The 13,926-nt window shown below is 75.4% G+C and carries 12 protein-coding genes; 6 read left to right on the top strand and 6 right to left on the bottom strand.

Annotated elements, in window-relative coordinates; translation table 11 throughout:
- Window positions 1-4: 4 nt before the first annotated feature.
- The 6 genes from ACFVTF_RS10795 to ACFVTF_RS10770 form a co-directional block, all read right to left on the bottom strand.
- Window positions 5-1,066, bottom strand: a complete 1,062-nt coding sequence (locus ACFVTF_RS10795; RefSeq protein WP_363624727.1) for an LLM class F420-dependent oxidoreductase — start codon at window positions 1,064-1,066, stop codon at window positions 5-7.
- Window positions 1,067-1,147: 81 nt separating this feature from the next.
- Entirely contained in the window at window positions 1,148-2,767 is a 1,620-nt protein-coding gene (locus ACFVTF_RS10790; protein ID WP_387811903.1) for an ABC transporter substrate-binding protein, read from the bottom strand.
- Between the two features lie 113 nt (window positions 2,768-2,880).
- The gene (locus tag ACFVTF_RS10785; RefSeq protein WP_387811900.1) at window positions 2,881-3,678 is read right to left on the bottom strand and encodes an ABC transporter ATP-binding protein; all 798 of its coding nucleotides are present in this window, start codon (window positions 3,676-3,678) and stop codon (window positions 2,881-2,883) included.
- Window positions 3,675-4,457, bottom strand: a complete 783-nt coding sequence (locus tag ACFVTF_RS10780) for an ABC transporter ATP-binding protein (RefSeq protein ID WP_387811897.1) — start codon at window positions 4,455-4,457, stop codon at window positions 3,675-3,677. Before ACFVTF_RS10780 ends, ACFVTF_RS10785 begins: the two co-directional genes overlap by 4 nt.
- On the bottom strand, window positions 4,454-5,401 hold the full coding sequence (locus ACFVTF_RS10775; protein ID WP_387811894.1) for an ABC transporter permease: 948 nt from the start codon (window positions 5,399-5,401) through the stop codon (window positions 4,454-4,456). Before ACFVTF_RS10775 ends, ACFVTF_RS10780 begins: the two co-directional genes overlap by 4 nt.
- 1 nt (window position 5,402) lies before the next feature.
- Complete coding sequence (locus ACFVTF_RS10770; protein WP_371515900.1) at window positions 5,403-6,347, bottom strand: ABC transporter permease; 945 nt, start codon at window positions 6,345-6,347, stop codon at window positions 5,403-5,405.
- A 742-nt stretch (window positions 6,348-7,089) separates the two neighbouring features.
- Here ACFVTF_RS10770 and ACFVTF_RS10765 point away from each other — a divergent pair.
- The 6 genes from ACFVTF_RS10765 to ACFVTF_RS10740 all read left to right on the top strand — a co-directional run bounded on the left by ACFVTF_RS10765 (window position 7,090) and on the right by ACFVTF_RS10740 (window position 13,871).
- The gene (locus tag ACFVTF_RS10765; protein ID WP_387811892.1) at window positions 7,090-8,031 is read left to right on the top strand and encodes a LuxR C-terminal-related transcriptional regulator; all 942 of its coding nucleotides are present in this window, start codon (window positions 7,090-7,092) and stop codon (window positions 8,029-8,031) included.
- Window positions 8,032-8,277: 246 nt separating this feature from the next.
- Entirely contained in the window at window positions 8,278-9,066 is a 789-nt protein-coding gene (locus ACFVTF_RS10760) for a hypothetical protein (protein WP_387811889.1), read from the top strand.
- A gap of 1 nt (window position 9,067) precedes the next feature.
- Complete coding sequence (asnB, locus tag ACFVTF_RS10755; RefSeq protein ID WP_387811886.1) at window positions 9,068-10,903, top strand: asparagine synthase (glutamine-hydrolyzing); 1,836 nt, start codon at window positions 9,068-9,070, stop codon at window positions 10,901-10,903.
- A 17-nt stretch (window positions 10,904-10,920) separates the two neighbouring features.
- Window positions 10,921-11,430 (top strand): flavin reductase family protein, encoded by a 510-nt coding sequence (locus ACFVTF_RS10750; protein WP_387811883.1) that lies wholly within the window; start codon window positions 10,921-10,923, stop codon window positions 11,428-11,430.
- Between the two features lie 27 nt (window positions 11,431-11,457).
- A complete protein-coding gene (locus tag ACFVTF_RS10745; protein WP_387811880.1) occupies window positions 11,458-13,032 on the top strand; it encodes a 4-hydroxyphenylacetate 3-hydroxylase family protein in 1,575 nt (524 codons plus the stop codon).
- A complete protein-coding gene (locus tag ACFVTF_RS10740; protein ID WP_371515894.1) occupies window positions 13,029-13,871 on the top strand; it encodes a trans-aconitate 2-methyltransferase in 843 nt (280 codons plus the stop codon). Before ACFVTF_RS10745 ends, ACFVTF_RS10740 begins: the two co-directional genes overlap by 4 nt.
- Window positions 13,872-13,926 lie beyond the last annotated feature (55 nt).

The raw sequence follows: 13,926 nt of genomic DNA, 5'->3' as shown, positions 1-13,926 counted from the left end.
ACGGTCAGAGGGCGGCCGGCCCGAGCCGGGCCAGGGTGTCGAGCAGCTTGGCGCGGCTGACGAACACCTCGGGCGGCAGCGACACGTACAGCTGGATGGTGGTGACGCCGGGGCGGTGGTAGGCGAGGATGCGCTCCCGGCACTCCTCCGGCGAGCCGCTGATGAACAGCCCGTCGACGACCTCGTCGGGCAGCGCCTTCTGGGCGCCCTCCGGGTCGCCGGCCGCCCAGAGGCGGTGGGTCTCGGCGAGGAGTTCGCCGTGGCCCAGCCACTCGTGGAACTTGCGGTACGGCTCGCGGTTGAGGATCCAGGCGAGGAACGGGCGGCTGGCGCGGTGGGCGTAGTCGGTGTCCTCGGTGGGGCAGACGAAGACCTTGACGACCAGTTCCTTGCCGGGCGGCTGCGGGCCGACGGCGTCCAGGATCTTCGGCACGTCGTGCGGGAACAGCAGGTTGGTGATGGCGCCGTCGCCCTCGTTGAAGCCGAGCCGGAGCATGTTGGGGCGCAGCGCGCCCAGGATGACCTTGACCGGCTCGGTCGGCGGGTGCGGCAGCCGGTAGCCGGTGATGTCGAAGGTGTCGAACCCGCCGGTGACGTACTCGCCGCGCAGCGCCCGGGTGGTGAAGCGCAGGACGTCCCTGGTGCGCTTGAACGGCTCGTCGAACGGGATGCCGTTGATGTCGGTGACGTGGGCGGGCACCGAGGCGCCGATGCCCAGCAGCAGGCGGCCCGGGGCGAGTTGGGCGAGCGTCGCGGCGGTCTGGGCGAGCACGGCCGGGCCGCGGGTGTGCACCGGGACGATGCCGGTGCCGATCCGCAGCGAGGGGGACCAGGCCGCCGTGGCGGCCAGCGGGGTGAAGGCGTCGGTGCCGCCGCCCTCGGCGCTCCACACGTCGGTGTAGCCGAGGTCGGGCAGCCGCTCGACCAGGAACCGGTGCCGGTCGATGGTCAGGCCGGGCAGCGGGAGGGTGATGCCCCACTTGGGCGGTGCGGCCGGCACGGGGCCGTGCGCGGAGCCGGGCGGGACGGTCCCGCTGTGGTGGTGCGGTCGGTGCGGGTCGGTCATCGGGATGGCCGTCCTTCCTGTGGTGCGCGGTGCTCTTCGGCGGTGGCGGGGCGAGGGCGGGGGAGAGGCGGTGCCCGCGGGTCAGCGGACCCACACGGTGGTCAGGTCGAGGAACCAGGACTGCGGCTGCACGAGCCCCTGGACCTTCGGCGAAAGGGCCCGCGGATTGCGGTCGTTGACCACGAACAGCCAGGGCGCGTCCTGGGTGACCAGGGCGAGCGCCTTGCGGTACCCGGCCTGCCGGGCGGTCTGGTCGGCGTTCGCGGCCGACGACGCGAGCAGCTCGTCGACCTGCGGGTTGGTGTAGTGGCCGGTCCAGAACGGGCTCTTGGAGCCGATGAACAGCGGGAGCAGCGCCTCGGACTGGAACAGCGTGGTGGACTGGGCGACGGCGTCCGAGCCGAGCGCCACCTGGCCCTTGGCCTCGGCGCCGATCAGCGTGGTCCAGTCGGTGGTGCGCAGCTCGACCTTGATGCCGACGGCGGCGAGATCCCGCTGGAGGGCCTCGGCGATCGGCACCGGCAGCAGGTTGCCGCTGCCGCCGGTGGGCACGGTGACGGAGGTGCTGAAGCCGTTCGGGACGCCGGCCTCGGCGAGCAACTGCCGGGCCTTGGCCGGGTCGTAGGAGTAGGCGTCGCCGGCGGGGTCGTAGGCGGCGGTGGCGCGCGGCGCGGTCTGGTAGGCGGGGTCGGCGGTGCCGTGCAGCAGCTTCTCGGCGATGGCCTTGCGGTCGATCGCGAAGTTGGCGGCCCTGCGGACCAGCGGGTTGTCCCAGGGCGCCTTCGAGGTGTCCAGGATCCAGTACCAGAGGTGGTCGTAGCTGTTCGTGGCGATCTGGACGCCGTCGGACTTGAGGCTGTCGATGTCGTCCGGGTTCGGGTACTCGATCCAGTTCACGCCGCCGGAGCGCAGGGCGGCGGTGCGGGCCGCGGCGTCCGGCAGCGCCTTGATCACGAGCCGGTCGAGCTTGGGGGCGCCGCGCCAGTAGCTCCTGTTGGCGGCCAGCTCGATCTGCTGGCCCTCGGTCTGCGAGACGAACGAGAACGGGCCGGTGCCGACCGGGTGCTGGGCGAAGTCGGCCGAGCCGGACTTGCGGACGGCGGTGGGGCTCGCGATCAGGACGTGCGCGAGGTCCTCGGGGAAGTGGCCGTTGGGGTCCTTGGTGACCAGTTCGACGTGGTCGGCGTCGGTCTTGCGGTACGAGACGATGTCGCCCGCGTACTCGGCGGCGGCGGCGCCGAGGGCGTCGGTGTACTCGGGGCTCTTCTTGTCGAGGTAGCGGGCCAGGTTGAAGACCACGGCGTCGGCGTCGAACGGGGTGCCGTCCTGGAACGTGACGCCCTTGCGGAGGGTGAAGGTCCACGTCCTGGCGTCGGCGGCGACCTGCCAGTCGGTGGCCAGGGCGCCGGTGACGACCGGCGGCTTGTCGGTGTCCTTGAGCAGTTCGTACCGGGTGAGGCCCTCGTAGAGCTGGAAGGAGACCAGCCGCTTGCCCTCGAAGCCGGCGCCGCCGATCACGGTGTCGGGGTTGGGGAGTTTGCCGGTGGCGCCGATGACCAGGGTGCCGCCGCGGCCGTCACCGCCGCCCGCCCCCGCGGAGCCGCCGCCTTCGGAGCCGGCGCAGCCGGCCGCCGCCGCGAGCAGAACGGCGGCGGCCGGCAGGGCGACGGCTCTGGAGCGGATACGGCTGGTGCGCGTCATGGTGAGTCCTCGTCGGTTCGGTGGTGCGGAGGTTCGGCGGTGCGGAGGTTCGGCGGTGCGGGGGAGCAGGGGTGCGGGGGGGGGGGGTGTCGGCACGGAGCTTCGGCGGCGGGTCACGCGACGCCGGTGGCGGCCTCCAGCAGCGCCCGGGTGTACGGGTGCGCGGGGGAGTCCCAGAGCAGGCCGGCGGGGCCCTCCTCGACCACCCGGCCGTGCCGCAGCACCAGCACCCGGTGGGCGAGGTGCCGGACGACGGCGAGGTCGTGGGAGATGAACAGGTAGGCCAGGCCGGTGCGTTCCTGGAGGTCGGTCAGCAGGTCGAGCAGGCGGGCCTGCACGCTGCGGTCGAGGGCGGAGGTCGGTTCGTCGCAGACCACCAGGTCCGGCCCGGTGGCCAGGGCCCTGGCGACGGCCACCCGTTGGAGCTGCCCGCCGGACAGCTCCCGCGGGTAGCGGTCGGCGAGCGCGGGCTCCAGGCCGACCTGGGTGAAGAGCCGGGCGACGGCGGCGGCGCGTTCGGCGCGCGGCGTGCCGTGCAGGCGCAGCGCGAAGGCGACCGCCTCCCCGGCGCGCAGGCTGGGGTTGAGCGATCCGCGCGGGTCCTGCGGGACGAACTGGAGCCGGCCCCGCAGCGCCCGGTCGGCGCGGCCGCGCAGCCGGTACGGATCGCGGCCGGCGAAGCGGACGTTGCCGGCGTCGGGGGCCAGCACCCCGAGGGCGAGCCGGGCCAGGGTGGACTTGCCCGAGCCGGACTCGCCGACCAGGCCGACGGTCTCGCCCGGCGCGACGGTGAGGCTGACGGCGTCCAGGGCGGTCCGGTCGCCGTAGCGCTTGGTGGCGGCGTCGACGACCAGGAGCGGGCCCGGCGGGGCGGGGACGGCGTCCGGCCGGGCGTGGGCAACGGTGTTCATCGGCGGGCTCCCGGTTCGGCGGCCACCAGGGCGGCGGTGAAGGCGTGTTCCGGGTCGCCCAGCACCCGTTCGGCGGGCCCGAGTTCGACGATCCGGCCGGCCCGCATGACGGCCACGGTGCCGCCGATCCGGCGGGCCGCCGCGAGGTCGTGGGTGACCAGCAGCAGGGCGATGCCGCAGTCGGCGCGCAGGGTGGTGAACAGGTCGAGGATCCGCCCGCGGATCAGTGCGTCGAGCGCGGTGGTCGGCTCGTCGGCGATCAGCAGTTCCGGGCCGCAGCAGATCGCGACGGCGATGGCGGCGCGCTGGCGCAGGCCGCCGGAGAGCTCGTGCGGGTAGGCCCGGGCGACGCGTTCCGGGTCCGGGATGCCGGCGGTGGCGAGCAGCTTCGGGACGGCCGCGCGGGCGGCCCGGCGGTCGGCGGCGATCCCGTGCCGCCGCAGCACCTCCGCGAGCTGCGGGCCGATCCGGCGCAGCGGGTCGAGCGAGGCGGTCGGGTCCTGCGGCACGTAGCCGATCCGCCGGCCGCGGACGTCGGACAGTTCGCGCTCGCCGAGCGCCCGCAGGTCGGTCCCGGCGAGCCGGACGCCTCCGGTGACGGCGGCGCCGTGGCCCGGCAGCCCGAGCACGGTGCGGGCGACGGTGGTCTTGCCGCTGCCGGATTCGCCGAGCAGCACCAGGGAGCGGCCGGCGGGCAGGGCGAGGGAGACGTCGTCGACGGCCCGGACCCCGCCGGGGTACTCGACGCTCAGGCCGTCGATCTCCAGCAGCGCGTTCATGCGCCCACCCGCTTCGCGGCGCGCGGCCGGCCCGAGTGGTCGGCCGAGCCGTCGGCGGAGCGATCGGCCGAGCGGTCGGCGGACCGGCCCGCGGCGGCGGGGGCGGCGTGCGCCAGCAGGGCGGCGGTGTCGCCGACGCGGGTGCGCAGCGTCTCGCCGAGGGTGTTGAAGACGACCGAGACGGCGAGGATGACCAGGGCCGGCAGGACCGCCACCCAGGGGTGGGTGAGCAGCGAGGGCCGCAGCTCCTCCAGCATCGCGCCCCACTCGGCGGTCGGCGGGGCGACCCCGAGCCCGAGGAAGGACAGCCCGGCGGCGTACATGACGGCCAGCCCGACCAGCGAGGACGCGTACACCAGGACCACCGGCGCCACCACCGGGGCGACCTGGCGCAGGACCAGCGACCCCCAGCCGGCGCCGCTGACCCGGGCGGCCACCAGGTACTCGGCGGCCCGGACCCGCCGGGTCTCGGTGAACGCGACCCGCGCCACCGCGGGGGTGAGCACCACCGACAGCGCGAGCACGGTCGCGCCCAGCCCGGGCGTGAGCAGCGAGGCGATGGCGATCGCCAGCAGCACCCCGGGGAAGGCGTAGAGCACGTCCAGCAGGCGCAGCAGGGCCTGTTCGGTGATCCGGCCGCCGAGCCCGGCCACGACGCCGAGCAGGGTGCCGACGACGGCGGCCACCGCGACCGGGACGAGCCCGCCGGTGAGCGAGGCGCGCCCGGCCCAGATCAGCCGGCTGAGCAGGTCGCGGCCCTGGCCGTCGGTGCCGAGCAGGTGGCCGGGGCTGCCCGGGTCGAGCAGCCGGTCCGCCAGCCGCCCGGCGGCCGGGTCGTACGGGGCGACCAGCGGCGCGGCGAGCGCGAGCAGGACCAGCAGCGCGGCCAGGGCGGCGGGGACGGTCAGGCCGAGGTTCGCTCGGGCGAGGACACGTGACGTCACATCAGTTCCTTACTCGCGGGTCGATCGCCGCGTGCGCCGCGTCCACGAGGATGTTGACGCCGACGAACGCGACCGCCACCACCAGCACCCCGCCCTGCACCAGGGGCAGGTCGCGGGAGGTGAGGGCGTCGTACAGCAGCCGGCCGACGCCGGGCCAGGCGAACAGGGTCTCCACGAAGATCACCCCTTCCAGGAGGTAGGCGAGTTGCAGGCCGCCGATGGTCAGCAGCGCCGGCGAGGCGTTGTGCACGCAGTGCCGCAGCACGGTGGCCGGGCGCAGGCCGCGGGCGCGCAGCGAGTCGGCCAGCTCGCCGGCCAGCACGCCCCCCAGCGCGGCCCGGAACACCCGGGCGGTGAGCCCGAGGGGGACGAGCGCGGCGGCCACGGCCGGCAGGACCAGGTGGCGGGCCAGGTCGGGCAGGCCGCCGGAGCCGAACACGTCGTGGGTGCCCCCGGCCGGCAGCCAGCGCAGGCCCACGGCGAAGACGGCGATCAGCAGCAGGGCCACCGAGTACTGCGGGGCGGAGACCGCGAGGGCGGACAGCGCGCCGGAGATCCGCCCGCCGGGGCCGCGCGGGCGCAGCGCGCCGACGGCGCCGAGCGCCACCCCGCCGACCAGCACCAGCAGGAAGGCGGCCGCGGTCAGGGTCAGCGTCTGGCCGAGCGCCGGGAGCAGCAGGTCGGCGACCGGGCGCTGGCCGGAGACGGAGGTGCCGAGGTCGCCGGTGAGCGCGTGCCAGAGCCAGGAGGCGTAGCGGACGGGCAACGGCTGGTCCAGGCCGAGCCGTTCGGTGAGCTCGCGGCGGGCCTCGGGCGGTGCGCCCGGCCCGAGGAAGAGGGCCACCGGATCGCCGGGGACGAGCGTGACGGTCGCGAAGACGACGGCGGTGACGCCGAGCAGGGTCGGTACGGCCAGCAGGAGGCGGCGCAGCAGGAAGCGGGTCACCCGGCCCTCCGTGGCGTGGCGCCGGACTGGCCGGCGGCGGGCCGGTTGGGCGGGGCGGGCATGGGGCTGGTGGTCCTTCCGGGAGGGGCGGTTCGGGAGCGGGTCGGGACGGCCACCAGCGGTGACCGGCAGTCACCGGCGGCGTCCGGGGTGCCGGTGCGCCGGACCGGGGCCGTGGGACGGGCCGTCCGCCGGGGGCGGATGCCGCGTCCGGGCGGGATCGGGTGCCGGAGCACGGGTCGGGCGGTCCGTGGGACGTGGGACGTCGGTGCCGCTCCGGCAGCTGCGGCCGCTTGAAGGAGCGTTGCGGACCGGTGGCCCGGACAGCCAGTCAGCACTTGATGCTGTTACTCCTGGTCACAGCATCCGGAGTGTCAGGACCGCCACTGCCTACGGTGCTGAGCCCCGGTTCCGTCCTTGACCTGCACAAGGAACCGGACCTAGGGTTCCCCGCATGGCTATTCGGCGGACCGACATCACCCTGGTCGGGATCGGCGGCTCGTGGCACCGACGGTGTTTCGACGAGCTCTGTCGCCCGCGCGCTGCGCGCTGACCGCCCCGTTCCCAGCCGCTGCGGTCGGCGCCCCTTCCCAGTCCCGGATTCCGCAGCCGACGCCCGTGCGCGTCCTCGACGGATCCTCGCCGCAGCACCCGTGCCCACCGGCCCGGCCCGCCACCAGCAAGGGGACCGTATCGCCATGCCGTACCTCAGACGCCCCGCCTCCGCCCCCGGGGGTGCGCGATGGCAGCAGTGAGCAAGCTCGCCGTTCCGGCCGGCCCGCGCGGCCGCCGGCTTCCCGCCCGACGCGGCGCCTGCGGCGGCGCCACCCTGGTGGACGCCCCCGCCGCGGGCGCGCCGCCGGTGCACGCCGCACCACCGGCGCAGGCCGAGATCGACAACCCGCTCGACCTGATCGCCGGTCACCAGCTGCTGGCGGAGACGGTGACGCCGCCGCCGTCGGTCGGGCCGACCGCCACCGGTTGTGGGTGCGGCCATCCGATGTGCGTGGAGGAGGACCGCGACCGCACGGCCGACGCCCGGGTGTTCCTGGTCGAGCGGCACTCGGTGGCCAGCGCCGGGCTGCGCAGCGTGCTGACGACCGTGCCCGGGCTGGCCGTGGTCGGGTCCACCGGCGACCCGCTGCGCGCGGTGGCCGCCGTGCGCCGGGTCGCCCCCGACGTCATCCTGCTCGGCCGCGGCGCGAGCCTGGAGGCCGACCTCGCCGTCGTGGTGGCGCTGCGCGGCCCGGACGCGGCGCCCGACGCCCGGGTGCTGCTGCTGCGCCGGGCCGAGTCGACCGCCGAGGCGAGCCGGATGCTGCTGGCCGGGGCCAGCGGCTGCTTCCCGCTCGACCTGGCCGAGGACCGGATCATCAGCGCCGTCCAACTCGCCGCGGCGGGCGGGTCGGTGTTCCTGCCCGCGCCGCCGCCGGCCCGGACCCACACGGCGGTGCCGCCGCAGCACGTCGGCGAACTGCCGCCGCAGCACGCCGGGCTGACGGAGCGTGAGCGCGAGGTTCTGGTCCAGCTCGGGCTCGGGCTGAGCAACGCCGAGATCGGGCGGGAGCTCGCCCTGGCCGAGGCGACCGTGAAGAAGCACCTCACCCAGGCCATGCGCAAGATCGGGCAGCCCGACCGGCTGCGCGCCGCGCTCTACGCCCACCGGCACGGCCTCGCCGGGTAGTTCGTCTCAGTACATCGTCGTCACCACCCTCCGGAGGGCGGGCCCCGCAGCGCGCGGGGCCCGCCCTCCGTCGTGTTCCGGCCGCCTCCCGCAGGTGACCTTCGGAGCATGCGCGAGGCGACGATCGGCGCCCTGAGCGGCGCCGTTCGGGGCTACCGGGGCGCCCGGCCCGCTCCGTAGCGTGGCGGGAAACGACCACCACACGAGACGGTCCGAAGGATCGTCCAACCGAAGGGAGATGGCCCGATGGGGGGTGTGTCCGACAGGACCGGGGGCCCGACCGGTTCCGCCGGTGCGGCGGGTGCCGACGCCGGCCCGCGCACGGCGGTGCTGGCCGCCTCGAGCCACCGGAGCCCCGGCGCGGAGCAGCCGAGGTCCCCGTACCGCGCGATGTCGGACGCCGAGCGGTCCGCGCTCTGGCGCCAGCGGCTGCACGAGGCCGAGGCGGGCCTGACGCGGTACCTGGTGTCGCGCGGGAACGGGCTGCACCTGACCGACTGGTTCGTGCTGCAGTCCGAGCTCTTCGCCGACCTCCCCGAGCCGGACGCCCCGGCCCCGGAGTGGCAGCGGGTGTTCTTCCGCGACCAGGCGCTGATGGAACGCTTCCTCGTGCGCCGCTACGGCGAGGAGGGGCTGGGGGACTGGGCCCGCTCCAACGCCGAGGTGCACCGCGAGGTCGAGCCCGACCACGGCCGGGGCGCCGCCGACCCGATCCACCGGATCGCCCGGCAGGCCGAACTGTACGGCTCGGAGTACGAGTTCGACGACGAGGAGCCGCCCGGCGCCGAGCACGCGGCGCTCACCATCACGCACTGCGCGATCTGGGACTACCGCGAGAAGGCCCGCCGCTCGGGCGTCCAGCTGACCCTCGCCTCGCCCTGCACCTACTGCACCGAGGCGCTGTCCGCCAACATCCGCGCCAAGGGCTACCGGCCCGCGCACCGCCTGACCAACGGCCCGACCGGCCACGGCTGCCGCTGGGAGTCGAGCGCCGCAGCCGGGCCCGCCGCCAACGACGAACCGGGGGAGTCCTGAGATGTGCGGTGTCACCGGCTGGATCGACTGGGACACCGACCTGCGCCACCAGGCGCGGACGGTCCGGGAGATGACCGCCACCCTGGCCTGCCGCGGCCCGGACGCGGACGGCGTCTGGCTCTCCCGGCACGCCGCGTTCGGCCACCGCCGGCTGTCCGTGATCGACCTGGACGGCGGGGCCCAGCCGCTCGCCGACCGCCCGGGGCCCGACGCCGGCGCCGTCCTCTGCTACAACGGGGAGCTCTACAACCACCGCGAGCTGCGCGCGCAACTGGAGGCCCTCGGGCACGTCTTCCGGACCCGCTCGGACACCGAGGTGGTCCTGCGGGCCCACCTCCAGTGGGGCAAGGACGCGCCGACCAGGTTCAACGGCATCTTCGCCTACGCCCTGTGGGACGCCGCGCGCGAGGAACTGCTGCTGGTCCGCGACCACCTCGGCATCAAACCGCTGTACTGGCACGCCCACGCCACCGGGGTGCTGTTCGGCTCCGAGCCCAAGGCGGTGCTCGCGAACCCGCTGTTCCGCGCCGAACTGGACGCCGAGGGCATCGCCGAACTGTTCGCGCTGCCCGCCGCGCCGAGCGCCGGCCACGGGCTGTTCCGCGGGCTGCACGAAGTCCGGCCCGGCCACCTGGTGGTCGTCGGCCGCGGCGCCACCCGCGAACTGGGCTACTGGCGGCTGGAGTCGGCCGAGCACCGGGACGACGCCGCGACCACCCGCGGCACCGTCCGGGACCTGCTCGCCGACGCCGTCGAACGGCAGCTGATCAGCGACGTGCCGCTGTGCACCCTGCTCTCCGGCGGCGTCGACTCCAGCGCCGTCACCGCGCTGGCCGCGGCCGCCCGCGAACGGGCCGGCCACGGGAAGATCTCCAGCTTCTCGGTGGACTTCCCCGGCAGCACCGACCGCACCCCGGACGCCTGGCGGACCACCCTGGATGCCCCGTACGTCCAGGCCGCCGCCGAGCACATCGGCACCCTGCACACCACCGTCCTGGTGCCCGACGACGACCTGCTGGACGCCCGGGACGCCGTCCTGCGCGCCCGGGACCGGCCCGGCTGGGGCGAGATGGACGCCTCGCTGCACCTGCTCTTCCGCGAGGTGCGGCGGCGCTCCACGGTCGCGCTCTCCGGCGAGGCCGCGGACGAGATCTTCGGCGGCTACCCGTACTTCCACGACGCGCAGGCCGTCGCCGCGCCCACCTTCCCGTGGCTGCACGGCAAGGCCACGCCCGCGGACCTGCTGCGCCCGGACGTCCGGGCCGAGGTGCGCCCCGAGGAGTACACCGCCGCCGCCTACCACCGCTCGCTCGGCGAGGTGTCGCGCCTGCCCGGCGAGTCGGCCGCCGACGCGCGGATCCGCGAGGTCTTCCACCTCGCGCTCACCCGCTGGCTCCCCCCGCTGCTGGACCGGGTGGACCGGGTGTCGATGTCGGTGGGCCTGGAGGTGCGGGTGCCGTTCTGCGACCACCGCCTGGTGGAGTACCTCTGGAACGTCCCGTGGGCGCTCAAGGCGCCGGACGGGCGGGCCAAGGGCCTGTTCCGCGACGCCGTCCGGGACCTCCTCCCGCCGCAGGTCACCGACCGGCCCAAGAGCGGCTACCCGTCCACCCCGGCCGTCCGCTACACCGAGGTGCTCACCGCCCGGGCGCACGAGCTGCTGGCCGACCCGAACGCGCCGGTCTTCGAGCTGGTGGACCGCGAGCTGGTCCGCCGGCTGCTCGCCGAGGGCCGCCCGCTGCCCAGCCCGCGCACCGCGCCGAACCCGGTCGGCGGCCTCGACCACCTGGTCCAGGTCGACGAGTGGCTGCGCGCCTACCGGGTGGGGCTGCGATGAGCGGCCCGGCAGGGGCCGTGACCACGGCGAAGGCCACCGAGGAGGCCTTCCGGGCCGCCTCCCGCGGCTGGACCACCGGGGTCGCGGTGGTCACCACCCGGGCGGACGAGGAGGTCTTCGCCAAGACGGTCTCCTCCTTCAGCACCCTCTCCCTCGACCCGCTGCTGGTCACCGTCGCGGTCAGCCGCCACAGCCCGCTGGTGGCCGCGGCCCGCGCCGCCGGACGGTTCGGCCTCTCGGTCCTGACGGACGGCCAGTCGGCGGTGGCCCGGCGCTTCGCCACCCCCGGGGCCGGGCGCGCGCTCGGCGGCTTCACCGCGGTGCCGATGCGGACGGCCGTCACCGGTGCCCCGCTCGTCGACGAGGCCCTGGCCTGGTTCGACTGCCGGCTGCACGGCACCCTGCCCGGCGGCGACCACACCATCCTGGTCGGCCGGGTCGCCGCCGCGGACCGCGGCGACGGCGACCCGCTGCTCTACCACGACGGCCGGTACCGCGTGCTCGACCCGAAGCCCTTGAACCCTTGAACCCTTGACATCAAACGGAGTTGGCGCATGACACTGCTGGGCACCATCACCGGCCGCGGCGCACCCGCCACCGCCCGCGGCCTGCTGACCGGCGACCGGTACCGGGCCGAACTGGACGACGGCCGCGAGCTCTACCTCGACGGCAAGCGCATCGCGAACCCCGCCGAGCACCCCGCGTTCCGCCCGGCCGTGGACGAACTGGCCCGCCTGATCGACCTCCAGCACGACCCGGCCCACCGCGACCTGCTCACCTGGGAGGACCCGGACAGCGGCCTGCGGCTGGCCCGCGCCTACCAGCCCCCGCGCACCCTGGAGGACCTGCGGCTCCAGCGCCGCAGCGCCGAGCTGTGGCACGCCGAGGCACTGGGGCAGCAGGGCCGCTCGCCCGCCTTCATGGCCTCGATCGCCGTCGGCGTCTACGACTTCCGGCACCGGCTGGCCGGCGCCGACCCGCGCTTCGGCGCCAACGCCGAGGCCTGGTACCGGCACTGCGCGAGCAACGACCTGGTCCTCTCGCACGCCCTCGGCGACCCGCAGATCGACCGCTCCGCCAACCCGCTGGACGACCCGGACCTCGCCCTGCGCGTCGTGGAGGAGAACGACCGGGGCATCGTGGTGCGCGGCGCCAAGCAGCTCACCACGCTCGCCCCGATCGCCCACGAGGTGCTGGTCTACCTCTCGGCGTCGTTCACCGAGGGCCGGGGCGAGCAGTTCGTGACCTGGTTCGCCCTGCCGCTCAACACCCCCGGCCTGATCACCCTCGCCCGCGAACCGCTCGGCAGCGCCTCCTGGGGGCACGCCCACCCGCTCGGCGCGCGGTTCGACGAGCAGGACGCGATGCTCTTCTTCGACGACGTCCTGGTGCCCTGGGACCGCGTCTTCCTGCTGCGCGACGCGAACCTGGCGCGCACCGGCCTCGGCCGGATCAACGCCTGGAGCGCCTACGTCGGCCACATCCGCTACCGCGAGCGGCTGCGGACCCTGCTGGCCAGCGCGACCCTGGTCGCCGAGTCGATCGGCGTGGACGGCTTCCGCAACATCCAGGAGGACCTGGGCCGCCTCGCCGGGTACGCCGAACTGACCGAGTACTTCCTCGACGCCGCCGAGGCGCGCGGCGGCCTCACCGACGGCGGCCTGTTCGCCCCCGGCGACACGGCGGCCTCCCGGGTCTGGTCGGCCGAGGTGGCCGGCAGCGCGGTCGAGATCGTCCGCAGGATCGGCGCCTCCGGGCTGCTCATCCAGCCCACCGCCGGGGACCTCGCCAACCCCCGGCTGCGCCCGCACCTGGACCGCTACATGCGCGGCCGGGACATCGACGCCGAACGCAAGGCCCGGCTCTTCCGGATCGCCTGGGAGCTGACCGGCGACGGCTTCGGCCAGCGCCAGGACCTCTACGAGTACGTGCACCGGGGCGACCTGGCCCGCAACCGGATCAACCTCTTCAAGCGCTACGACCAGAGCGCCGCCCGCGAGCGGCTGCTGCACCTGGTCGACCAGGGCGTCGCGGAGCAGCCCGCCGCCGCGGTTCCGTCCACCGCACGACCGTCCACCGCACGACCGTCCACCGAGCAGTCGTCCACCGTGGAGGAGAACCAGCCGTGAGCACGTCCGCCGTCGAGATCCAGGCCCGCACCCTCGCGGGGTACGCCGACGCCAGCCGGCTGCGCCAGGTCCAGGACCGGGACTGGGTGCTCGACCAGGTCACCGGAGCCCCCGAGTCCCTGATCGACCTCGGCAGCGGGATCGGCCAGCTGCTCCAGGAGGCCCTGGAGCGCTTCCCCTCCCTGCGGCGCGCCGTCGGCCTGGAACGCTCCGAGCACCGCATCGCCGAGGCCGCCGCCCGGCTCCAGCCCTACGGTGAGCGGGTCGCCCTGCACCGGGCCGACCTCACCGTGCCCGAGCCGCTGCCGTTCCGCGCCGACGTGATCACCCAGACCTCGGTGCTGCACTGGCTGTACCCGGACGAGGAGCGGATCTTCGCCTGGGCCGCCGCCCACCTCGCCCCCGGCGGCCGCTTCCTGCTCACCACCTACCACCCGGCCCGGGACGAGCGCGGCCTCGGCGGTGAGGACGAGCTGGTCCGCGACGCCCTGGTCGCCCTCGGCACCCCGTACGACGAGGTGCCCGGCGTCCTGGAGCGCGCCGGGGTGCTGCCGATCGCGACCCGGACCAGGACCGTCGACGAGCTCGCGGCGGTGGTGGGCCCGCACCTCGCGGTGGCCGGCCACCTGGAGCGCGACGCCGTGGTCACCGTCGACGGAGCCGCCCAGTACGAGCACTTCCACGCCGCCACCTTCGGCGACTACTACAGCCGTGCGGTGCCGGCGCAGCAGCGGCCCGCCTTCTTCCGCGCCGTCGGCGAGAGCGCCTGGCGCCGGCAGCAGGAGCGCGGCCACGTCAGCCACATGCCCGTCCGGCTGTGGCAGCTGACGTCTCGTTAACAACATGTGTAGCCCGCCGCTCACCCCTGGGGTGGGCGGCGGGCTGCGTCTACGC

It is taken from the genome of Kitasatospora sp. NPDC057940, from assembly GCF_042887425.1.
Classification (GTDB): domain Bacteria; phylum Actinomycetota; class Actinomycetes; order Streptomycetales; family Streptomycetaceae; genus Kitasatospora.
The sequence above is the reverse complement of the archived record's forward strand: the minus strand, read 5'-3'. Positions and strand labels throughout refer to the sequence as shown.